Here is a 20,896-nt window from a genome sequence, read left to right as displayed (position 1 = left end):
GCGGCCCGCGACCGGCTCCGGGAGGCACCATGAGCGACTCATCCGCACGGCACTCCGACCACGACGGGACCACGGACTCCGGCTCGCCGCGACGCGCCGCGCGCACGCCGGGCGAGCACGTGTCGACGCCGTCCGAGCTGCCCTCGGCCCGGCCGGATGCGTCCGCTCCCCGGCTCCGCGTCCTGATCTCGGGCGCCAGCGGGATGATCGGCTCCGAGCTGACCCGCCAGCTGCGCGCCGAGGGGCACGAGATCCTGCGCCTGGTGCGCCACGCGCCGTCGAGCCCGGACGAGTTCCACTGGGCGCCCACCTCCCACATGCTCGACTTCAGCGTGCTCGACCGCGTCGACGCCGTGATCAACCTCTCCGGCGCCTCGATCAGCCGCCTGCCGTGGACCGCGTCCTACAAGCGGGAGATCCTCGACTCGCGGATCCAGTCCACGCAGACCCTCACCGACGCGATGCGGATGTCCTCGACCCCGCCGACGACGCTGATCAACGCCTCCGCGGTCGGCTACTACGGAGACCGCCCGGGCGAGGAGCTCACCGAGCAGTCCTCGCGTGGCGACGGGTTCCTCGCCGACGTCGTCGACCGCTGGGAGAAGGCCGCTCACCTCGCGCCCGAGGCCACGCGGGTGGTCACCGCTCGCACCGGGCTCGTCCTCGGCGACGGCGGCGCGCTCAAGCCGCTCCTGCCCCTGACGAAGCTCGGCCTCAGCGGACCCCTCGGCAGCGGCAACCAGGCCTGGCCCTGGATCAGCCTCTATGACGAGGCCGCGGCGATCCGCCACCTGCTCACGTCCTCGCTCTCGGGCCCGGTGAACCTCGCCGGACCGGTGCCGGCGACCGCGAACGACGTGATGCGCACCCTCGCCGAGCAGCTGCACCGCCCGTTCAAGCTGGCCGTCCCCGAGAAGATCATCGAGCTCGCGCTGCGCGACGCCGGGCACGAGCTCCTGCTCTCGAGCCAGCGCCTGGTCCCCCAGCGGCTGCTCGACGACGGCTTCGAGTTCCGCCACCGCACGGTCGGCGCGGCGCTGGAGTGGGTGCTCGCCTGATCCCGGCCGCCCGAGCGGTTCTCGCCCGGAGAGCCGCGCTCGAGTCGCGGCCGAGCGGTCAGGCCGGAGCCTCGTGCTCCAGCGCGATGGCCCGGCGGATGGCGCCTCGGGCGCGCTTGCGGTCGCCACTGGCGTCGTAGGCGAGGCCGAGGCGGTACCAGGCACGCCAGCTCCCGGGCTGCGCGTCGACCTCCTCCGCGTACTGCGGGAACAGCGCGTCCGCCTCCTCCCGGAGCGGACCCCCGCTGGCCCGCGAGTCGAGGACCTCCTGCGGCAACGCGTTCTCGCCCTCCAGCCGACGGGCCAGCTTCTCGGCGCGGAGCCCGAACAGCAGCTCGCGCACGAGCCCCCAGACGCCGACGGCGCCGAGGATCAGCAGGCCGACGCCCATCACGATGCCGGGCACCGTCGCCGCGGCGAAGGCGACGACGGAGTACTGCAGGCAGACGAACAGGTAGAGGGCGAGCAGGACCGCCATCAGGACGACGCCGATGCGGGTCCTCACGGGGTGCTCGTCGCTGCGGCGGCCTGGCCGGACGGAGCCCGGTCGATGACGGGCTGCTCGTCGACCGGCCGCTCGTCGAGAGGCGCGGCGTCGAAGGCGGCGCGCAGGTCGATCAGCGCGTCGAGGCCCACCACCACGCCCGTGGTCGTCCGGACCGCGTCGAGAGCGCGCAGGACGCCCAGCTCGTAGGACGCCTGCGAGGTGGTGTCGTGCCGGATGGTGACCGTCTCGCCGGTGCCGCCGAAGACGACCTCCTGGCGCGCCTCCACTCCGGGCAGGCGGAGGCTGTGGACCGGGACGCTCGCGACCTGCTGGCCGCGGGCCCGCTGGTCGGTGTGCGGAGCCTGCACCGGACCGAGCTCGGCCCGGGCGCGCAGCAGCAGCTCGGCCGTGCGGACCGCGGTCCCGGAGGGCGAGTCGACCTTGCGGGCGCCGTGGGTCTCGACGATCTCGGCGGCGTCGAAGAAGCGCGCGGCCACGGTGGCCAGCGCGGTCGCGAGCACCGAGCCCAGCGAGAAGTTGGGGATGATCACGACGCCGGCCTCCGGCTGCTCGGCGACGCTGCGCCGGAGGGCCGCGATCCGGTCGCCGGTCCAGCCGGAGGTGCCGACGAGCACCTTCCTCCCGTTGGCCACGGCGAAGTCGACGATCTGCTGGCTGACGGCCGGCACGGTCATGTCGACGACGACGTCGGCCGCGAGCATCTCGGCGGGATCGCTCCGCGAGCCGAGCCGCGCGACGAGCGAGAACTCGCTCGACGCCTCGATGAGCGAGCAGGTGAACGAGCCGAGTCGGCCGGACGCGCCGACCACGGCGACGGAGGTAGTCACCGACTCAGCGTAGCCCGCAGCTCAGTACGGCTGGGCCTCGGGCAGGCCGGTGCGCAGCTCCACGGGCAGGTGCGAGAGATCGTTGTGCACGACGAGCACCGGCGGCTTGCGGGAGCGGACGCGGATGATCGTCAGCCCGCAGTTGGCCTGGTTGAGGCCCAGCCACCGCCAGTCGGGAGCGTCGAACACGTGGCGGACGAACCAGCCGATCACGAAGTTGTGGGTGATGAGGAGGTCGTGGCGGTCCTCGCGCGACGGTGCCAGGAACTCGGCCACCGCGTCCTGCATCTGCGCGTGCCCCGCCTCGATCTCGGCCGCGGTGACGCTGCCGAAGAAGGGCTCGAACGCCTTGGGCATGTCCGGGGTCGGCCCCGAGGGGATGCAGTCGAACAGCAGCGAGGACGGCTGGAGCGGCAGGCTCGGCAGAAGCGTCTGGAAGCGTGCGGCCGTCTCCTCGGCCCGGCGCAGCGGGGAGTGCCACGCTCCGGTGAAGGGGACTCCGCCGAGCCGCTCGGCGATGAGCCTCGCCTGGCGCTCACCACGGGCCGAGAGCGGGCCGTCCGGCATGCCGTGCTCGGCGTCCTGCTGCTCGCCGTGGCGGACGAGGTAGATGTAGTGGGACACGGGGTCCTCCCTGGTGCGGCGCGGCGGTGCGCGGTCAGCGGGCGTTCGACGATCGGATCAGATCGCGGAGGCGCTCTCGATCCCGGCGATCCCGGCGAAGGCCGACTCGTCGACCGCGCCGACGGCCGAGATCGACGACGGCCCCCGGGCCAAGTCTGCCGCGAGTGCCTGGACGTCCTCCGCGCCGACGAGGGCGAGTCGGCGCAGGCTCTCGTCGAGGTCGACGAACTCGCCGAAGGTCAGCTCGGCGCGTCCGAGGCGCGACATCCGGGTGTCGGAGTCCTCCAGCGCGAGCGCCGCCGCTCCCGAGAGCTGGCCGCGGGCGCGCGCGAGCTCGTCGTCGGTGACGCCGTCCTCGGCGAGGCGGTGGAACTCGGTGAGCAGGAGCTCGGCGACCGTCCCCGCCTTCGCCGGGGTGCACGCGGCGTAGAGCCCGAAGAGGCCGGCGTCCGAGTAGGACGGGGCGAAGGAGTAGACGGAGTAGGCCAGGCCGCGCTTCTCGCGCACCTCCTGGAACAGCCGCGAGGACATGCCGCCGCCGAGGATCGAGTTGAGGACGCCCATCGTCATCCGCCGCTCGTCGCCCGCTGCGAGACCGGGGAAGCCGACCAGCAGGTTCGCCTGCTCGGTGGGGCGGTGCACCACCGACAGGGCCCTGCCGCGTGTGTAGGACGCACGGCCGCCGACGCGCCGCTCGACGGGCGGGGCCGCTGTGCCGAGGTCCCAGCCGTCGGCGACGAGGACCCGCTGGAGCAGAGCGACGAGCACCTCGTGGTCGACGGCGCCGGCGACGGTGATCACCACGTCGCGCGGGCGGTAGGCGGCGCGGTAGTGCGCCCAGACCGCGTCCCGGGTGGCCTCGCCGATGGTCGCGGCGGTGCCCCCGATCGGGCGGCCCAGCGGGTGGTCGCCGAACACGGCCTCGAACAGCTTCTCGCCCGCCACGTCGGCCGGATCGTCGTCCGCCATCGCCAGCTCCTCGAGGATGACCCCGCGCTCGGTCTCGAACTCGTCCGGATCGATCAGGCTCGAGGTCACCATGTCGGCGATCACCTCGACCGCCATCGGGAGGTCGCGGTCCTGGATCTTGGCGTAGTAGCAGGTGTACTCCTTGGCGGTGAGAGCGTTGTGCTCCCCGCCCACGGAGTCGAAGGACACGGCGATGTCGAGGGCGGACCGCTTCTGCGTGCCCTTGAACAGCAGGTGCTCGAGGAAGTGCGTCGAGCCGACGTTGGAGGGCACGGCGGGCTCGCCCGCGGTCGCGGGGCGGCCGGGCCGCTCGTCGCGAGAACCCGCGGCGACCCAGAAGCCGATCGTGGCGCTGCGGGCGCCGGGCACCGATTCGCTGAGGATGCGGACACCGCTCGGGAGGACGGAGCGGCGGACCGTGGATCCGCCTGCGGCCCGGACTGACGTCTCCGGCTGGTCGAGGGGCAGTGCGACTCCGTGATTCATCGTGCCCACCCTAGGCCACCGCGACGGCGGCCCGAGCCGGGCTGTCGCGCCGTGGCGGGAGAGGTGCAGGGGGCGTCGCGGACGGGCGCGGTCAGCGGCGCGCGCGCTCCAGCGCGGCCAGGTGTCCGGGGTCGAGCTCGAGCGAGACCGCGCGCACCAGCGCGTCCACGTCGGCGGGTGAGCGCGGGGCGACCGTCGCGGCGGTCAGCCGCGGCCGGCCGAGCAGCCAGGCCAGGGCGACGGCGGCGGGAGCGGCCGAGAGCTCGGCACCGATCGCGTCGAGGACGGCGAGGACCCGGCGTCCGCGGCGCCCGAGGTGGGCGGCGGCGAGTGCCCCGTCGGGCAGGCGGCCGAGCTCGCGGCGGGTGCGCTCGGCGCCGCGGAGGAACCCGTGGGCGAGGGGGACGGTCGCGAGCAGGGCGAGTCCCTGGCCGGCGGCGACGAGGCCGAGATCGCCCTCCGAGCCGGGCCGCTCCAGCAGGTTCCAGCGGACCTCCGCGCCGGCGAGGCGGGGCAGCCCGTGGGCGGCCAGGACGCGCGCCTCGAACAGCTCCTCCGGAGAGAATCCGGAGGCGACCACCGACCGCACCAGCCCGCGCGCCAGCATCACGTCGACAGCGCTGAGGAGCTCGTCGAGGCGTCCGGCCCCGTCGGGGCGGACCGCCAGCACATCGAGGCGATCGGTGCGGAGGCGGCGCAGCGCCCCCTCGACACGGTCCACGAGTGCACGCGGCGTCGCGGGCGCGCCGACCGGAGCGGCGAAGCGGCCGATCAGGAGGAAGCGGTCCCGGTCGCGGTGTCCGGCGGGCCAGCCGCCGACGCCCTCCGCGAGGCTCGAGTCGGTGACGACGACGCCGTTGCCGCCCCACGCCGCGTAGCGCTCGAGCAGCGCGGCACCGTCGTCGCGGCCGAGCGCCGCCGCGTCGAGCACGAAGGGGAAGAGGTCGTGGCCGGAGTCGCCCATCGGCCGGCGGTGCGAGGGTGCGACGGCGGTCGGCTCGACGGGGCCGGTCTCGGCGAGGACGCCGCTCGAGGCGGCTGCGCGGGAGACCGCGGGCGGGAGCGGGACGGCACTGTGACGGGGAGCCCGCACGACGGCGCCGGTCCTGTCCCTGGGCACGCCACCACTCTCCCTGCGGCGGCTCGGGTCCCGCCAGGGGAGAGAGTATCCGAGCGCCGGAGCCGCCACTCCGCCGGGTCGCGCACGGTTCACCAGATCGTTACACGGGCGCCGCCGGCGGGGTCGACTCGCGCCGGCGAGCGGTGCGGCGGGCCCCTCCGTGTCGGCCGTCCGGGCTAGATTCGCGACCATGGACTCCGCCGCCCCGACCCCCTCCGAGACCGCCGCCCCGACCTCCGGCTCCCCCGAGCGGGAGACGTCCGCGCCCTGGTGGACGAGCGCCGTCGTCTACCAGATCTACCCGCGCTCGTTCGCGGACTCGAACGGCGACGGCATCGGCGACCTGGGCGGCATCCGCTCGAAGCTCGACCACCTCGCCGACCTGGGGGTCGACGTGATCTGGCTCTCGCCGGTCTACCCGTCGCCGCAGCACGACAACGGCTACGACATCTCGGACTACGAGGACATCGACCCGCGGTTCGGCACCCTGGAGGAGTTCGACCTGCTCCTCGCGGAGGCCCACGAGCGCGGCATCCGCATCGTGATGGACCTCGTGGTCAATCACACGAGCGACGAGCACGCCTGGTTCGTCGAGTCCCGCTCCTCGCAGGAGGACCCGAAGCGCGACTGGTACTGGTGGCGCCGCGGGCGCCGCTCGGCCGAGCCCGGCCGCGAGCTCGAGGCGGCCGCCGGCGCCGGCCTCGACGTCGCCGAGCCGAACGGCTGGCGCTCCTACTTCTCCGGCCCGGCCTGGACGCTCGACCCGGCGACGGACGAGTACTTCCTCCACCTCTTCGCGGTGCAGCAGCCGGACCTCAACTGGGAGAACCCCGAGGTGCGGAACGCGGTGCACGCGATGATGAACCGCTGGCTCGACCGCGGAGTGGACGGCTTCCGGATGGACGTGATCAACCTCGTCTCGAAGGACGTCGGAGCCGTCGACGGCGAGCAGGGCGGCACGGGCATCGTCGGAGGGGTGGGTCCGCGGCTCCACGAGTACCTCCGCGAGATGCACGAGGCCGTGTTCGCGCACCGCGAGGGCTCCTTCCTCACCGTCGGCGAGATGCCCGGGGTCACCCTCGAGGAGGCGGTGCTCGTGACGGATCCCGAGCGGCGTGAGCTCGACATGGTCTTCCAGTTCGAGCACGTCGGCATCGACCACGGAGTCGACAAGTTCCACCCGGTGCCGCTGGACCTGGTCGCCTTGAAGGCCAACCTCGCGCGCTGGCAGGACGGCCTGGCCGAGCGCGGCTGGAACAGCCTGTACCTCGGCAACCACGACCAGCCGCGTCTCGTCTCCCGCTTCGGGGACGACGGCGCGCACCGCTACGAGTCCGCTACCCTCTGGGCGACGCTCCTCCACCTCCAGCGCGGCACGCCGTACATCTACCAGGGCGACGAGATCGGGATGACGAACGTCCCGTTCGCCGGCATCGAGGACTTCCGCGACGTCGAGTCCCTGAACTACTGGGCCGAGGCCGTCGACGAGCGCGGCGAGGACCCGGCGATCGTGCTCGCCGGGCTGCGCGCGCAGAGCCGCGACAACGCCCGCACGCCGGTGCAGTGGGACGACGGCCCCCAGGCCGGCTTCACGACCGGCGAGCCGTGGATCGCGGTCAACCCGAACGCCGCCGAGGTGAACGTCGCCGCCGACCGGGCCGCCGAGCGGTCGGTCTTCGAGTACTACCGGGCGCTGATCGCGCTGCGGCACGCCGATGAGACGGTGCAGCTGGGCCGCTTCGCGCTGCTGGAGCCCGAGCACCCCGCGCTCTTCGCCTTCACGCGCACCGGACCGGGCGAGCTGCTCGTCGTCGGGAACGTGTCCGGCGAGCCGATCGACGTGCCGCTGCTCGAGGAGTGGGCGGCTGCCGAGACGGTCCTCGGCAACGTCGCCGGTGCGACCGGGTCGACGCTAGGCCCGTGGGAGGCGCGCATCCTGCGCCGCTGAACCTCGCCGCGCCCCGCTCCGAGCCCGGCGCGGGGCGCGGCGCCCGACGGCGGCGGACCCGCGGGCGAGAGCCTCAGGCGGAGACGCGGTCCAGCTGGGCGATGTCGCTCCGGGTCAGTGGGAGCGCGGCCGCCGCGAACAGCGACTCGAGCTCCGCGGCGTTCCGCGCCCGGACGATCGCCGCCGAGACCTCCTGGTGCGAGAGCACCCAGGCGAGCGCGACCACGCCGGGCTCCGTGCCGTGGGCCCCGGCGATCTCGTCGAGGGCAGCGAGCACGCGGGAGCCGTGGCGGCCGACGTAGTCCAGGCCCGCCTCGAACAGGGCCGACTCCGGCTCGTCCGTGCGGCTGCGCAGGGCGCCGGTGAGGTAGCCGCTCGCCAGGGGCAGCCGCGCGAGGGTGCCGAGCTCGAGCCGCACCACCTCGGGGGCGACGTCGGTCTCGTAGGTCCGGCGCTCCATCAGGCTGTACTCCGACACGACGGCCGAGAGCGACGGCAGTGCGAACGCGGTCGCCGTCTCGTGCAGCGCCGTGATCGCGGCTCCGCTGAAGTGCGCGGCGCCCAGGGCGCCGACCGAGCCGTCCGCCAGGAACGGCGCGACCGCCGCCAGGCTGTCGGCGATGGGGATCCCGGGGTCCTCGCTGTCGAACGAGAGCAGGTCGATCCGGGTGCCGAGCCGCTCGAGGCTCCCCTCGATCGCGATGCGGACGTCCTCCGGGGCGAGGCCAGGCGCGTCCGGGTGCCGGCCGACCTTCGTCGCGACCAGCATCCGCTCGCGCAGCCCGCTCTGCTCGAGCCAGCGGCCGATCATGTACTCGCTCCGACCGGTCGCGTAGTGGTCCGCGGTCGAGATCAGGGTGCCGCCGAGACGGCCGAACGCGTCGAGCACCTCGGTGGTGTCGTCGATCCCGGCGGCCCAGCCGAAGACGGAGCCGTCGAGGGCGAGCGGATGCACGGGGAGGCCGGTCCGACCCAGGGTGCGTGAGAGGAGGGGCGTCTCCGGCTCGGTGGCCAGGGGCGTCGGGTCGGTCACGGAGTCCTCCGGTCGGGGCGGTGCGGCGCGGTCCCGCCACCGTACCCCATGCCCCCGCCGACGACGGACGCCCGCCCCACCGGAGTGGGACGGGCGTCACGGTCGTGCAGGAGGGATCAGCTCTCGGCGGGAGCCTCGGCCTCGGCCTCCTCGGCCACGACGGGCGCGAGGGACAGCTTGCCGCGATCGTCGATCTTGGTGATCTGGACGAGCAGCTTCTGACCGACTCCGAGGACGTCCTCGACGTTCTCGACGCGCTTGCCGCCGGCGAGCTTGCGGACCTCGCTGATGTGCAGCAGTCCGTCCTTGCCGGGGAGGAGCGAGACGAACGCGCCGAACGTCGCGAGCTTGACGACGGTTCCGAGGAACTGCTCGCCGACCTCGGGGTTGGTCGGGTTCGCGATGGCGTTGACCTGCGCACGCGCGGCCTCGGCCGACGGGCCGTCGACGGCTCCGATGTAGACGGTGCCGTCCTCCTCGATGGAGATGTCGGCGCCGGTCTCGTCCTGGATCGCGTTGATCGTCTTGCCCTTGGGGCCGATCAGCTCGCCGATCTTGTCGACGGGGATCTGCACCGAGATCACGCGGGGCGCGGTCGGGGCCATCTCGTCGGGCTGGTCGATGGCCGCCGTGAGCACCGCGAGGATCGTGGTGCGGGCGTCCTTGGCCTGCTTGAGCGCGGCGTCGAGCACCGACGACGGGATGCCGTCGAGCTTCGTGTCGAGCTGGATGGCCGTGACGAACTCGGCGGTTCCGGCGACCTTGAAGTCCATGTCGCCGAGCGCGTCCTCGGCGCCCAGGATGTCGGTCAGCGCCGCGTAGCGGGTCTGGCCGTCGACGACGTCGGACACGAGGCCCATCGCGATGCCCGCGACCGGGGCGCGCAGCGGCACTCCGGCGTTGAGGAGCGACAGGGTCGACGCGCAGACCGAGCCCATCGAGGTCGAGCCGTTGGAGCTCAGCGCCTCGGAGACCTGGCGGATCGCGTAGGGGAACTCCTCGCGGCTCGGCAGCACCGGCACGAGGGCGCGCTCGGCGAGGAAGCCGTGCCCGATCTCGCGACGCTTCGGCGATCCGACGCGGCCGGTCTCACCGGTCGAGTAGGGCGGGAAGTTGTAGTGGTGCAGGTACCGCTTCTTGGTGACGGGCGACAGCGAGTCGATCTGCTGCTCCATCTTGAGCATGTTCAGCGTGGTGACGCCCAGGATCTGGGTCTCGCCGCGCTGGAAGATGGCCGAGCCGTGGACGCGCGGGATGACCTGCACCTCGGCGTCGAGCGGGCGGATGTCGGCCAGGCCGCGTCCGTCGATGCGCACGCCGTCGCGGAGGATGCGGCCGCGGACGACCACCTTCGTGACGGACTTGTACGCCGCTCCGACCTGGTTGTAGGCCTCGGCCGACAGCTGACCCGAGGCGATGCGCTCGGCGATCTGCTCCTTGACGCGCGCCTTGAGGGCGTCGTCGGCGTCCTGCCGCTCGACCTTGTCGGCGATCTGGTACACGCGGACGAGCTCGTCGTAGCTGAGCTCGGCGACGTTGTCGTAGGTCTCCTGCGCGTAGGGCAGGAACACCGGGTAGTCCTTGACCGGCTTCGCGGTCTCGGCGGCGAGCTTCGCCTGCGCCTCGACGAGTGCGCGGAGGAAGGGCTTGGCGGCCTCGAGGCCCTCGGCGACGACGTCCTCGCTGGGCTTGGTCGCACCCGCCTTGATGAGGTTCCAGGAGGACTCCGTGGCCTCGGCCTCGACCATCATGATGGCGACGTCCGAGGAGCCGTCCTCGTTGGTGACGACGCGGCCCGCGACGGTGAGGTCGAAGACGGCGTTCTCCAGCTGGGAGGCCTTGGGGAAGGCGACCCACTGGTCGTTGCCGGAGCCGTCGGACATGAGCGCCAGGCGGACGCCGGCGACCGGGCCGGAGAACGGCAGGCCGGAGATCTGCGTGGACGCGCTCGCGGCGTTGATCGCGAGGGCGTCGTAGAACTCGTCCGGCGCGATGCTGAGGACCGTGATGACGATCTGGACCTCGTTGCGCAGGCCCTCGACGAACGAGGGGCGCAGCGGCCGGTCGATCAGACGGCAGACCAGGATCGCCTCGGTGGAGGGGCGGCCCTCGCGGCGGAAGAACGAGCCGGGGATCTTGCCGGCGGCGTAGGAGCGCTCCTCGACGTCGACGGTCAGCGGGAAGAAGTCGAAGTTGTCCTTCGGGTTCTTCGAGGCCGACGTGGCCGAGAGGAGCATGGTGTCCTCGTCGAGATAGGCGGCGACGGCGCCCTGAGCCTGCTGCGCGAGGCGGCCGGTCTCGAAGCGGACGGTGCGGGTGCCGTACGAGCCGTTGTCGAGAACGGCTTCGGCGAATGTGATTTCAGGACCTTCCAAGAGGTCTGTCTCCTTAACGTCTGCAGCGGCGCCCCTTCTGGGCGCCGGCGTTCGTCGGAGCAGCGGTCCGGTCAGGAATCGAGACGATCCCACGGCAGGGCTTCGCGCCGTGCCGTCGTGTGGAGGGCGTTCGTGCTGGCCACCAGTAGAAGAGCTCCGGGCTGTCGCGACCTGTGCCGCGAGCGGGACGTGCCGCCTGCGACTCGTGCCGCGGCGGCCCGTGCTCTGTCGCACGCTGCCGCCGTCCGGGACTCCACCACCGAGGACCAGCTTCCTGCCGGCCTGCTCCGTGGCTCGAATCCTGGGTCGACCGGCGGTCGCTTTCGGATTCGGAACCGGTTCATGCTATCAGCCGCGGTGCGGTTCCTCCATGGACCGCGCCGACCCGGCGGGCCCTCCGCCCGTCAGCCACGCGTCTCGTGCATCAGCAGCTCGACGCGCAGCCCGCCCCTCACCGTCACGATGCGGGCCGGCACGCGGGGCGACCTCCCCGCCTCCGAGAGCCGGGCGAGGGCGGCCTCGACCACGTTCTCGAGACCGCGCGGCACCTGGCCGACGAGCCCCGAGGGGCGCTGGGCCGCGAACAGGCGGACCGGCATCGGAGCGTCCACGCGCTCCTCCTCCGCGGTGCGGCGCGGGATCACGGCCGTGACCTCGTCCTCGCCGAGGGCGAGCACCCGCGCGATCTCGTCCTGGTGCGGCCGGGAGTCGGCGAGGCGGAGGAGGGTGTCGCCGCGCCGCGACTTCGGACGCAGCTCGTAGTCGTAGTCGTCGAGCTTGCCCGAGCCGCGGTCGTCGGAGGGGAGGGGGTTCGCGTCGCCGCGTCCGAACGAGAAGAGCTTCATGCCTCCATTGTCCAGCGCGCGGCCCCTCCCCCGCTCGCGTCAGGCGGTGCGCCGCATCCGGGCGATCGCCGCGAGCACCAGGACGAGCACGACGGCGACGAAGCCGAGCAGGACCGGGACGGCCGGCAGGAGCGCGAGCGCGGCACCGATCGCCAGGACCGGCACCGCGAGGCCGAGATAGGCGGCGAGGAACACGGCCGCGAGCACCTCGCCGCGGGTCTCGTCGGTGGCGAGCGAGCCGGCGACTCCGAGCGCCAGGCGGAAGAGCAGGCCCACGCCCGCTCCCGCGAGCACCCCGCCGATGATGAAGGCGGACACCGAGACGATCACGGCACCGGTCGCGACCAGCAGCAGCCCGGCCGTCAGCGCCACGGCCGCGAGGCGGAGCGCCGTCCGCGAGGACAGCCGGATCGAGACCAGCTGCGCGACGGCTCCGGCGGCGAAGACCCCGAAGGAGACCGCGCCCGCCTCGAGGTGGGAGGTCTCGCCGAAGCGCCCGGCGAGGAAGGTCGGCGCCAGCGAGGTGAAGAGGCCGAACACGGCGAACCCGGCGAACGCGCCGACCGCGGCCGAGAGGAAGACGCCGCGGGAGGCGGCCGGCACGGCCAGGCGCTGCGGACGGTAGGCCGGGAGGACCTCGCGCCGCTCGACCGTCTCGGGGACGAGCGCGACGCCGATCCCGAGGACGACCAGGAGGACGAGGAACACGGCGTACGGGACGACCAGGGGCTCGCGCACCGTCACGGCGAACACCCCGCCGACGAGCGGGCCGAGCGCCAGCCCGCCCATGTTGACGAGGGCGGAGACGGCGCGGGAGGTGCCGGGGCCCTCCTCCGGGCGGGCGACGGCGCGCAGCTCCGAGAGGTGAGCGGTGGCCGTCGCGGTGAGCGCGCCGACGCCGAGCCCGGTCAGCAGGCGGGCGAGGATCAGCCCGGGCACGTCCGGCCAGAGCAGGAACACGGCGGCCGCCAGGACCTCGACGAGGATCGACGCGAGCAGGATCCGGCGGCGGCCGAGCCAGTCGCTGACGTGCCCGGCGAGGAAGAGGCTCGCCACGACTCCGACCGCGTACGCGGCGAAGACCACGGTGACGACGAAGGCCGGGAACCCGTCGCGCTGCTGGTAGATCGCGTAGAGCGGTGTCGGCACGGTCGAGAACGCCATCACCGTGAGGAAGGCGACGGCGATCACCCAGAAGCCGTGGCGGTGCGGGAGCTCGCGGCGGTGGACAGACGGGAGGGAGCGCTCGGTGGTGGTCACGGTGTCCACAGTGCTCCGCCCCATCATCCGTGTCCAACGGAGGATCTCGGTTGGATTGATCGTCCCTGCTGGATAATGAGCGGATGGACGACCGCCAGCTCGCCGCCTTCGTCGCCGTCGCCGAGGAGCTCAGCTTCACCCGGGCGGCCGCGCGCCTGTTCGTCGTGCAGTCGACCCTCTCGGCGAGCATCCGCTCGCTCGAGCAGGAGCTCGGCTCGCCGCTGTTCGCCCGCTCGACCCGGCGGGTGGCGCTCACCGCGGTCGGCGAGGCGCTCCTGCCCTCGGCCCGATCGGCGATCGACAGCCTCGACCGGATGCGCTCGCTCGCGGCCGACGACGCGGCGGGGCTCCGCGGGCGGGTGCGGGTGGGCACCTTCTCCGCCCTCGACCTCGTCGACCTGCCCGGCGCACTCGGCGTCTTCCGCACCCGGCACCCGCTGGTGGACCTGCTCCTGCGCACCTCGACCACCGGCTCCACCGGTCTCGCCGAGGACCTGCGCCGCGGCCTGCTCGACGCCGCTCTGCTGGCACTGCCCGCGGCGCAGCTGCGGGGCCTGGCGGTGACGCGGCTGGTGCGCAGCGACTACGTCCTGCTGGTGGAGAGCGCGCATCCGCTCGCCGCGGCGGGACCGCCCTCCCCGCAGGACCTCGACGGGCTCACCTTCGTGGACACGCCCGCCGGCTTCGGCAACAGGGTCGCCGTCGACCTCGCCTTCCGCGAGGCCGGGGCGTCGCGCCGGGTGGCCACCGAGGTCGCCGATCTGCCGGGGATCCCCCGCTTCGTGCAGGCGGGGCTGGGGCCGGCGATCGTGCCGCGCGCGGGCGTCGAGCCGCTGGAGGGCGTCACGGCCCTCGCGCTCGACTGGCCGGGGCTGGTCTGGGAGCTCTCGGTCTGCACGGCGCCGCGCCCCTCCGCCGCGGTGCAGGCGCTCACGGCCGTGCTGGCGGAGCGCTTGGCCTAGGCCTCAGCCCTCGCGCAGGGGGCCGCGGACGATCGAGTCGCCGGAGTGCTCCGGGTCGTCGTCGAACGGCTCCTGGGAGACGTCCACGAGCGGGTACTCGGCGAGGTCGACGTCGTCGGGGACGGCGAAGACGCCGTCGGTCCCGTCGAGCACGCCGAGCCCGACCAGCCCGGAGGCGTCGGCGGCGAGGAGCCAGACCTCCCGGTACGAGTCGTCCGCGCTCTGCGCATCGAGGTGCACGTGCAGGCGGCGGGTGCCGTCGGCGTCCTCCAGCTCGGCGGTTCCGCTCGCTCCCTGCCAGTCGGGGAAAGCGGCGAGATCAGCGCGCGCCACGACGGCGGCGGTGTCGTCGCTCCGCGAGGCCTGCCACCAGGCTCCGCCCGCGACCCCGATGACGAGCGCGCCGAGAGCGGCCAGCACGGCGCTCAGAGCGCGGGGCCGGCGGCGGCGGGCGGGACGGTGCCGTCCCGGGGGAAGGGCGAGCGGAGGCGGCACGGCAGCGGCCGACGACGGCAGGGCGCCGGGCCCGAGGTCGCCGAGGGCGAGCTCCTCGCGGATGCGGTCCCAGACGATCGCGGGCGGCGCCTCCAGCTCGACAGCACGGCTCGCACGGCCCAGGCCCGCGGCGTGGCCGAGCTCGACCAGCTGCCGGGCGCAGTCGGGGCAGTCGCGCAGGTGGGTCTGCTCGGCGTCGCTCGAGTGCTCGCCGAGGGCGAGCAGGGCGAGCTCGTCGGGATCGAGGTGGGTCATGTGCTGCTCACCTCCAGGCGGGAGCGGAGCCGGTCGAGGCTGCGGCGGATGTGGCTCTTGACGGTACCGAGCGGCAGGCCGGTGCGCTCGGCGATCTCGGTGTGGGTGAGGTCCTCGTAGAAGGCGAGGCCGATCACCCGCCGGGGGACGGGATCCAGGCGGGCCAGCTCGTCGGCGATCAGGATCCGCGCCTCGAGGTCGACGGGGGCCTCCCCCTCCTCGACCGGCGTGACGGCGACGAGGGCCTCGGTGAGCCTCCGCTCGCGCGCCCGCGCCTCGTGCGCGTCCGCGATCCTCCTCCGGGAGATCCCGACCAGCCAGGCTCCGAGAGCCGCCCGTCCGGGGTCGAAGCCCGAGCGCGAGGTCCAGGCCGAGACGAACACGCGCTGCACCACGTCCTCCGCGTCGCCGCGGTCGCCGAGCGAGCGCAGCGCCAGCGTGAAGACCAGCGGCGACCAGCGCGAGTAGGCCTCGGCGAGCGCCGCCTCCTCCCCTGCGGCGAAGCGGCGGCCGAGCCGGGCCACGAGAGCGCTGTCGGCCTCGGCGCCGTCGGCGGGCTCGATGGTCTCGATCAGGGGGTCCCTCCAGGGCTGCGGGGAGCGCTGCCGCCCGGGGGCGTGCGGCGCTGCGAGGCTCATCGTACGTCGCTGAGGCTCGGGCGGGCGGATCAGCCGGCCGGGACGGCCGTGACCACCACGTTGCTGAGGTAGTGGCGGGTGTCGTAGTCGAAGTCGCCGCCGCAGGTGATCAGGACCAGCCGCGGCGGTCCGTCGGCGGCGAACACGGCCGAGAGGTCGACCGTGGTCTTCTCCGTGGTCTCCACCGTCGAGACGGTGTACGCGCGCTCCGCGCCGTCCGCGCCGGTGAGGGTCACGGTCTGGCCCGGGACCGCCTTCTTCAGCTCGACGAACGGCCCGAGGCCGTAGGCGAGGGAGTCGACGTGCGCGGCGATCACGACCGTGCCCTCCGGCTCGTCGAGGCCGGCGCCGAAGCGGTACCAGCCGGCGACCTGCGTGTCGGGCACGAGCTCCATCGTGCCGTCGTCCGCGACTCCGACCGGCTCGACGGCCATGTCGACGGGGAGCCCCTCGACGACGAGCCGCTCGGGAGCGAGCGCGGTGGGGGCGGGGGTCGCGCCGAGCCGGGCGTCCGCCACCGGGACGGACGGCACCGCTTCCGGCGGGGCCGCCGTGGGCGAGGAGGGGACCGTGGCCGGCACCGGCTGCTGGGGCGCCGAGGAGACGGCGGCGGGAGCGGGCTCCACCCGGGACTCCTGCGCCGCGCATCCGGCGAGACCGGCACCGGCCACGATCAGCCCGACCACGGCGAGGACGCGCAGAGGGAAGGGGCTCCGGCTCATGGCGTCCTCCTGGGTCGTGGTCGGGGGTGCCGGGACGGCCGCGCTCCAGCACGGCCGACCCGGCGGTCGGTTCCTCGGGTCAGCGACGCGAGGCGGCGGTGCGGCGGCCGATCAGCACGGCGCCGGCGGCGGCGAGGGCGGCGAGCAGTGCTCCGCCCCACCAGCCCGCGGCGGCGTCGGGGCGGTTGTCCGCGGCGAGGCCGGCCTCACCGGCGGGGACGCCCGACGGCGAGGAGTGCAGTCCGTCGATGGTCTGCGTCGCGAGAGCGAGGTTGCCCTTCTCCAGGCTGCCCCAGGCGTAGACGATCGTGTTCACGCCCTCCTGGACCTGCACGTCGGCCGGGCCGATGACCGGCGCGGTGGTCCCGGTCGCGGCGACCACGGTCGAGATCGTGGCCGGGGCGAGGTTCAGCACGCCCTCGTTCGGGTTCGTCACGTTCGTCAGGACGGGCGACCCTCCGGCGAGGATGTCCACGGCCGGAGCGGCGGCGATGTGGCGGACCGTGAGCCGGCCCTCGCCCGCGGCGGTCTTCGAGATGTCGTTGGTGAAGAGGGTCGCGGTGGGGGTGTTGTCGGGCTTGAGGTGCGCCGCGACGGTGTAGCTCTTCCCCGCCTCGAGGCTGATGTCGATCGGGCCGATCACGGGGGCGCTGGCGTCCGCGGCGGTGGAGGCCGTGATGGCGACCTTGTAGGTGCCGGTGGGGAGGTCGAGCGGGCCGGCGAGCGAGCCGGGGGTGAAGTCGTCGAGCGTCAGCTTGCCGTCGACGTAGACGTCGACCGGGGTGTCGGGGACGGCGTGCAGGACCGAGAGGTCGGCCGAGTCGGCGTCGGCGGCGGCGGCGGGCGTTGTGGCGATGCCGACGACGGCCAGGGTTCCGATGCAGGCACCGGCGAGCAGGCTGCGGGAGAAGCGGGAGGTGGTCACGGTGTTCCTCTTTCACGATGGGACCCGCGAGGGGTCGGGGGGTGGTCGAGAAGGGCCTTCACCACTACTTCCGCCCGAGGCGCCTCCTCGGATGCACCCGGTCTGAGATTCCTCGAAAGAATTCCTGCCGGACGCTTCGAGGGCCCCTCGCGGCGCTGGCCCGAGCGCCCGTGCCGGGCTAGCCTCCGACCAGGAGGTGCGGAGGATGGGCAGGCGCGGCGTGGTCCTCCTCCTCGCCGCCGCGGCGCTCACCACGGCGGCGGTCGCGAGCGTGCACGGCTCCCTCGCCCCCCGGGCGCCGGTCGCCGACCAGGCCGCCGCCGCCTCCGACGCCCCCGCCCAGTGCGACGACGCCCGGGAGCTGCTGGCCGCCTCGTCCGCCTTCGAGGGCGGAGCGGGCGTGCCGGCCGGCCACCTCGTGGCCTGCCTCGACGAGGACCACCGGCGCCTCACGATCCACAACCGCACCCCCGTCGTCTGGAGTCTCGGCGACTCCTCGGTGCGGGGCGTGACGAGCGGGACGGACGGAGTGACGGGGCTGCTGAGCCTGCACGCGTCGCAGTCCTCCTCCGGACTGCTCCTCGCACCCGGATCGGCGGCCTCGGTCTCGGCCGGCGACGGGAGGATCCGACCGCGGCCCGACGAGCCCTCGACCCGGCTGCAGCTCGCGCTCACCGCGGTGGTCGCGGCTCAGGATCAGGCGATCGGCCCCTCCGCCGGTCCCGACAGCATCATCCGCGGCGCCGCGCTCACCTGCGCGGTCGTGGTCGCGGAGTCGGACACCGGCTGGCGGGTGACCTCGCCGCGGGCTCTCGCTGCGGCGGCCGAGGACCCGGTGTGCGCGCGCGACTGGGCCCGCGCCCAGCGCAGCGCGGCGGCCTGGCGGATCGCCCTGCCCGGGCTCGTCGACGCCGTGGAGGCTCCCGGCCGCCCCGAGGAGGACACGGCGCTCCAGCGGGCCGCGGCCGACTGGTTCTCGGCCTCGAGCGGCTACTCGTGGGGCGGAGTCGACCGCCCCGCTCCCCTGCCCTGACCGGCGCCGCGCGCCTCGTCCGCCCGGGAACGCGGAACGGGCCGCCCTCCGCGAGGAGGACGGCCCGTTCGGCAAGAAGTTCGCGGTGTCATCGAGACCGCGCCCTGCTCCAGGAGGAGCTAGCGGCGCAGACCGAGACGCTCGATCAGCGAGCGGTAGCGGTTGATGTCCACATCCGACAGGTAGCCGAGGAGTCGACGACGCTGACCCACGAGCAGCAGCAGACCACGACGCGAGTGGTGGTCGTGCTTGTGCTCCTTGAGGTGCTCGGTGAGGTCCTTGATCCGCTTGGTCAGGACGGCCACCTGCACCTCGGGGGATCCGGTGTCACCGGGGTGGGTCGCGTACTCTTCGATGATCGCCTTCTTGACATCTGCTTCGAGTGCCATATATGGGATCCCCTCTCTCTCGTTGCGCGGTGCCCGGCGCCTGATGCGTGGGCTCTCTTGATCCGCGGCCGTCGAACGGCAACCGGACGACTCTACCAGAGGGAGGGCGGTATCAGGAGCCGGTGGCCCGGTTCCAGAGCACGACGAGCCACGGCGAGACCAGCAGCTGCCAGTAGACGAGCACGATGACGTTGAGGACCACGCCGATCCAGCCGGCGATGGGCGGGCGCTTCTCGCGACGCCGGGCGCGGAGGGTGGAGACGGCGAGCAGGATCCCGGCGAGCAGGACCGCGTGCACGAGCGCGGTGTAGAGCACGCCGACCAGCAGGTCGCTGACGGCCTGGTCGCCCGGGTAGGCGCCGAGCGAGATCAGGGCGTACCAGACGAAGAACGACAGCGGGACGGCGAGGACGGCCAGGAGGACCGAGACGATCCCGGCTCCGTAGCGGCGGAGGAACCCGCGAGCTCCCGAGGCCGTGGCACCGGTCCGAGCGGCTCCGGCGCGGACGCCGCCCGTGGAGCTGCGCCGACCGCCCGTGGCGGCCGCCGCGCGACGCGCGCCCGCCTCGGCGGCGGTGCGGATCGAGCGTCGCGAGGGGGCGGCTCCGGCTGCTCGCGGGGCAGGAGGACCCTGACGCCCGGGCGCGCCGTCGGATGACGTGCTCATGCCTCTCACCCTAGGGGATGACCCCTGAGCCCCCGGATCGACGCGACGCGGCCCGCCGGGGCGGCGGAGTCAGCAGAATGGAGCGAGTGAGCCAGACCCCCCGCGCCCCCCGGCGCAGCCACGTCCTCGACGTCTCCCCCCTCCGCGAGTCCCCGGCCTTCGCCCGGCTCTGGGCCGGCAACGTGATCTCGGGCATCGGCGGCCAGATGACGATCGTCGCGGTCGGCCTGCACATCTACGAGCTCACCGGATCGACCCTCGCGGTCGCGCTGGTCGGCGTGGTGGCGCTGGTCCCGACCGTGATCGCCGGCCTCTACGGCGGGATGCTCGCCGACGCGTTCGACCGCCGCCTGGTGCTCCTGCTCGCCGCGGTCGTGGCCTGGGGCTCGACCGCGGGGATCGCGGCCCTCGCCTGGCTCGGCGCCGAGACCCCGCTCTCCCTCTACGTGCTCACCGCCGTGAACGCGGTGGCGACGACGGTGATCGTGACCACCCGGATGACGCTGGCTCCGCGGCTGCTCCGCACCGAGCTGGTCCCCGCCGCCGCCGCGCTGGGCGGCATCGCGAGCGGAGTCGAGGTGACCGTGGGGCCCGCCCTCGCCGGCGTGCTGGTCGCCTCCTCCGGCTTCGCGATCACGTACACGATCGACGTCGTGCTGTTCCTCGCTGCGTTCCTCGGCATCGCGGGGCTGCCGGCGCTCGTGCCCGAGGGCGAGCGGCAGCGGCCGGGGCTGGAGTCCCTCCGGTACGGCCTGGGCTTCCTGAAGGGCGCCCCGAACATCCGGATGTCCTTCCTGGTCGACATCGTGGCCATGACCTTCGGACAGCCGCGCGTGGTCTTCCCGGCGGCCGCCGCCGTGCTGCTCGGCGGAGGCGCGGTGACGGTGGGCGCCCTCACGGCCGCGTTCGCGATCGGGGCGCTGATCAGCGGCGTCTTCTCCGGCCGGCTGTCCGGGGTCCGACGGCAGGGCCTCGCGATCGGCCGCTCGATCCAGGTGTACGGAGCGTTCGTCGTCGCCTTCGGCACGGTCCTGCTCGGTGCCGCACTCGTGCAGCACGACGCGTCGGCGCCGAACGCGGGGCTCATCGCGCTGGTGGCGGTCGCCCTGGCCGGCGCGGGCGCCTCGGACAACGTCAGCTCGATCTTCCGGCAGACGATGCTGCAGACCGCGGTCCCGGACAACATGAGAGGTCGTCTCCAGGGCGTGTTCATCGTCGTGGTGACGGGCGGCCCGCGGGTCGGCGACCTCTACACGGGACTGCTCGCCTCGCTCGCGCTGCTCTGGCTGCCGCCGCTCGCGGGCGGGCTCGCGATCATCGCGATCCTCGCCGCGGTGCTGCGCCTGCGGCCGGGGTTCCGCGCGTACGACGCCCTGCACCCGACGGCCTGAGCGGAGGGGCGTCTCCCTCGAGCCGGATGGGACAGCGCGCCCGCCCGCTCGGCTCAGGCCGACGGACGGGCGCGCCGGGGATCAGTCGCCGGAGGCCGCGTCGGCGCCGCCGCCGTCGGTCAGCCGGTCGTCCGAGACCAGTCCGCTGTCGTCGTCGCGGCCCTCGACCCGCACCGGGCGGTAGACGTGGAAGCCGTCGTCGTCGGGCTCCAGCTCCCAGACCACCTCGACCTCCTCGCCGTCGATGTCGGCCAGGCGGGTGAAGGAGCGCTGCGGGGAGCCGTCGATCATCTCGAGGCGGATGCTCTCCTGCTCCGCTCCGCTGTCGAGGATGGCGGTGTACGTCGATTCGGTGTCCATGCCTCG

General features: G+C 73.8%; 21 protein-coding genes. 5 read left to right on the top strand and 16 right to left on the bottom strand.

Annotated features, from left to right (window positions below; all coding sequences use genetic code 11):
• Positions 1–29 precede the first annotated feature (29 nt).
• Positions 30–1,058, top strand: coding sequence for a TIGR01777 family oxidoreductase (locus C5D66_RS05110; protein WP_104238626.1), 1,029 nt, complete (start codon positions 30–32; stop codon positions 1,056–1,058).
• 58 nt (positions 1,059–1,116) lie between these two features.
• Here the strand turns inward: C5D66_RS05110 and C5D66_RS05105 are convergent, their stop codons facing one another.
• From C5D66_RS05105 to C5D66_RS05085, 5 genes are all read right to left on the bottom strand, one after another.
• A complete protein-coding gene (locus C5D66_RS05105; RefSeq protein WP_104255566.1) occupies positions 1,117–1,563 on the bottom strand; it encodes a tetratricopeptide repeat protein in 447 nt (148 codons plus the stop codon).
• The gene (dapB, locus tag C5D66_RS05100; protein WP_104255565.1) at positions 1,560–2,393 is read right to left on the bottom strand and encodes a 4-hydroxy-tetrahydrodipicolinate reductase; all 834 of its coding nucleotides are present in this window, start codon (positions 2,391–2,393) and stop codon (positions 1,560–1,562) included. Before dapB ends, C5D66_RS05105 begins: the two co-directional genes overlap by 4 nt.
• A 21-nt stretch (positions 2,394–2,414) precedes the next feature.
• Complete coding sequence (locus C5D66_RS05095; RefSeq protein ID WP_104224462.1) at positions 2,415–3,017, bottom strand: histidine phosphatase family protein; 603 nt, start codon at positions 3,015–3,017, stop codon at positions 2,415–2,417.
• A 57-nt stretch (positions 3,018–3,074) separates the two neighbouring features.
• Positions 3,075–4,472: a pitrilysin family protein gene (locus tag C5D66_RS05090; protein ID WP_104255581.1), complete on the bottom strand. Its 1,398-nt coding sequence runs from the start codon at positions 4,470–4,472 to the stop codon at positions 3,075–3,077.
• 91 nt (positions 4,473–4,563) lie between these two features.
• Positions 4,564–5,592: an aldo/keto reductase gene (locus C5D66_RS05085; protein WP_181028815.1), complete on the bottom strand. Its 1,029-nt coding sequence runs from the start codon at positions 5,590–5,592 to the stop codon at positions 4,564–4,566.
• A 190-nt stretch (positions 5,593–5,782) separates the two neighbouring features.
• Here C5D66_RS05085 and C5D66_RS05080 point away from each other — a divergent pair, with 190 nt between their 5' ends.
• Positions 5,783–7,540, top strand: coding sequence for an alpha-glucosidase (locus tag C5D66_RS05080; RefSeq protein ID WP_104274061.1), 1,758 nt, complete (start codon positions 5,783–5,785; stop codon positions 7,538–7,540).
• Between the two features lie 73 nt (positions 7,541–7,613).
• Here the strand turns inward: C5D66_RS05080 and C5D66_RS05075 are convergent, their stop codons facing one another.
• The 4 genes from C5D66_RS05075 to C5D66_RS05060 form a co-directional block, all read right to left on the bottom strand.
• Positions 7,614–8,573: an aldo/keto reductase gene (locus C5D66_RS05075; RefSeq protein WP_104233259.1), complete on the bottom strand. Its 960-nt coding sequence runs from the start codon at positions 8,571–8,573 to the stop codon at positions 7,614–7,616.
• Between the two features lie 116 nt (positions 8,574–8,689).
• The gene (locus tag C5D66_RS05070; RefSeq protein WP_104226293.1) at positions 8,690–10,948 is read right to left on the bottom strand and encodes a polyribonucleotide nucleotidyltransferase; all 2,259 of its coding nucleotides are present in this window, start codon (positions 10,946–10,948) and stop codon (positions 8,690–8,692) included.
• 404 nt (positions 10,949–11,352) lie between these two features.
• Positions 11,353–11,793: a hypothetical protein gene (locus tag C5D66_RS05065; RefSeq protein ID WP_104233257.1), complete on the bottom strand. Its 441-nt coding sequence runs from the start codon at positions 11,791–11,793 to the stop codon at positions 11,353–11,355.
• A 39-nt stretch (positions 11,794–11,832) separates the two neighbouring features.
• Positions 11,833–13,053 carry an MFS transporter gene (locus C5D66_RS05060; RefSeq protein ID WP_258059399.1) on the bottom strand — a complete coding sequence of 407 codons (1,221 nt, stop codon included), beginning with the start codon at positions 13,051–13,053 and terminating at the stop codon, positions 11,833–11,835.
• An 83-nt stretch (positions 13,054–13,136) separates the two neighbouring features.
• Here C5D66_RS05060 and C5D66_RS05055 point away from each other — a divergent pair, with 83 nt between their 5' ends.
• Positions 13,137–14,015, top strand: coding sequence for a LysR family transcriptional regulator (locus C5D66_RS05055; protein WP_104274062.1), 879 nt, complete (start codon positions 13,137–13,139; stop codon positions 14,013–14,015).
• Between the two features lie 3 nt (positions 14,016–14,018).
• Here the strand turns inward: C5D66_RS05055 and C5D66_RS05050 are convergent, their stop codons facing one another.
• The 4 genes from C5D66_RS05050 to C5D66_RS05035 form a co-directional block, all read right to left on the bottom strand.
• A complete protein-coding gene (locus C5D66_RS05050; RefSeq protein WP_104274063.1) occupies positions 14,019–14,765 on the bottom strand; it encodes an anti-sigma factor in 747 nt (248 codons plus the stop codon).
• On the bottom strand, positions 14,762–15,403 hold the full coding sequence (locus tag C5D66_RS05045) for an RNA polymerase sigma factor (protein ID WP_104226288.1): 642 nt from the start codon (positions 15,401–15,403) through the stop codon (positions 14,762–14,764). The genes C5D66_RS05050 and C5D66_RS05045 overlap by 4 nt, the downstream gene beginning before the upstream one ends.
• Before the next feature lie 29 nt (positions 15,404–15,432).
• Entirely contained in the window at positions 15,433–16,125 is a 693-nt protein-coding gene (locus C5D66_RS05040; protein ID WP_104255560.1) for a class F sortase, read from the bottom strand.
• A gap of 79 nt (positions 16,126–16,204) precedes the next feature.
• The gene (locus C5D66_RS05035) at positions 16,205–17,050 is read right to left on the bottom strand and encodes a DUF4397 domain-containing protein (protein ID WP_104255559.1); all 846 of its coding nucleotides are present in this window, start codon (positions 17,048–17,050) and stop codon (positions 16,205–16,207) included.
• Between the two features lie 205 nt (positions 17,051–17,255).
• On the opposite strand from C5D66_RS05035, the gene C5D66_RS05030 reads away from it, so the two are divergent.
• Entirely contained in the window at positions 17,256–18,083 is an 828-nt protein-coding gene (locus C5D66_RS05030) for a hypothetical protein (RefSeq protein ID WP_104224814.1), read from the top strand.
• A 119-nt stretch (positions 18,084–18,202) separates the two neighbouring features.
• Here the strand turns inward: C5D66_RS05030 and rpsO are convergent, their stop codons facing one another.
• Complete coding sequence (rpsO, locus tag C5D66_RS05025) at positions 18,203–18,472, bottom strand: 30S ribosomal protein S15 (protein ID WP_068252328.1); 270 nt, start codon at positions 18,470–18,472, stop codon at positions 18,203–18,205.
• 112 nt (positions 18,473–18,584) lie between these two features.
• Positions 18,585–19,139: a hypothetical protein gene (locus C5D66_RS05020; protein WP_104274064.1), complete on the bottom strand. Its 555-nt coding sequence runs from the start codon at positions 19,137–19,139 to the stop codon at positions 18,585–18,587.
• An 86-nt stretch (positions 19,140–19,225) separates the two neighbouring features.
• Between C5D66_RS05020 and C5D66_RS05015 the strand changes: the two genes are divergently transcribed.
• Positions 19,226–20,530, top strand: a complete 1,305-nt coding sequence (locus C5D66_RS05015; RefSeq protein ID WP_258063821.1) for an MFS transporter — start codon at positions 19,226–19,228, stop codon at positions 20,528–20,530.
• Positions 20,531–20,611: 81 nt separating this feature from the next.
• On the opposite strand, the gene C5D66_RS05010 is transcribed toward C5D66_RS05015, so the two are convergent.
• Complete coding sequence (locus C5D66_RS05010; RefSeq protein WP_104224817.1) at positions 20,612–20,890, bottom strand: hypothetical protein; 279 nt, start codon at positions 20,888–20,890, stop codon at positions 20,612–20,614.
• Positions 20,891–20,896: the final 6 nt, after the last annotated feature.

The sequence above is a fragment of the Rathayibacter sp. AY1B4 genome, from assembly GCF_002932815.1.
GTDB lineage: Bacteria > Actinomycetota > Actinomycetes > Actinomycetales > Microbacteriaceae > Rathayibacter.
This window is presented reverse-complemented; position numbering and strand designations above follow the sequence as displayed.

What these genes read in the sequence shown, in the direction of transcription:
- rpsO (WP_068252328.1), bottom strand. Translation starts at nt 18,472, where the DNA reads ATGGCACTCGAAGCAGATGTCAAGAAGGCGATCATCGAAGAGTACGCG.
- C5D66_RS05030 (WP_104224814.1), top strand. Translation starts at nt 17,256, where the DNA reads ATGGGCAGGCGCGGCGTGGTCCTCCTCCTCGCCGCCGCGGCGCTCACC.
- C5D66_RS05055 (WP_104274062.1), top strand. Translation starts at nt 13,137, where the DNA reads ATGGACGACCGCCAGCTCGCCGCCTTCGTCGCCGTCGCCGAGGAGCTC.
- C5D66_RS05065 (WP_104233257.1), bottom strand. Translation starts at nt 11,793, where the DNA reads ATGAAGCTCTTCTCGTTCGGACGCGGCGACGCGAACCCCCTCCCCTCC.
- C5D66_RS05040 (WP_104255560.1), bottom strand. Translation starts at nt 16,125, where the DNA reads ATGAGCCGGAGCCCCTTCCCTCTGCGCGTCCTCGCCGTGGTCGGGCTG.
- C5D66_RS05010 (WP_104224817.1), bottom strand. Translation starts at nt 20,890, where the DNA reads ATGGACACCGAATCGACGTACACCGCCATCCTCGACAGCGGAGCGGAG.
- C5D66_RS05045 (WP_104226288.1), bottom strand. Translation starts at nt 15,403, where the DNA reads ATGAGCCTCGCAGCGCCGCACGCCCCCGGGCGGCAGCGCTCCCCGCAG.
- C5D66_RS05080 (WP_104274061.1), top strand. Translation starts at nt 5,783, where the DNA reads ATGGACTCCGCCGCCCCGACCCCCTCCGAGACCGCCGCCCCGACCTCC.
- C5D66_RS05050 (WP_104274063.1), bottom strand. Translation starts at nt 14,765, where the DNA reads ATGACCCACCTCGATCCCGACGAGCTCGCCCTGCTCGCCCTCGGCGAG.
- C5D66_RS05110 (WP_104238626.1), top strand. Translation starts at nt 30, where the DNA reads ATGAGCGACTCATCCGCACGGCACTCCGACCACGACGGGACCACGGAC.
- C5D66_RS05090 (WP_104255581.1), bottom strand. Translation starts at nt 4,472, where the DNA reads ATGAATCACGGAGTCGCACTGCCCCTCGACCAGCCGGAGACGTCAGTC.
- C5D66_RS05020 (WP_104274064.1), bottom strand. Translation starts at nt 19,139, where the DNA reads ATGAGCACGTCATCCGACGGCGCGCCCGGGCGTCAGGGTCCTCCTGCC.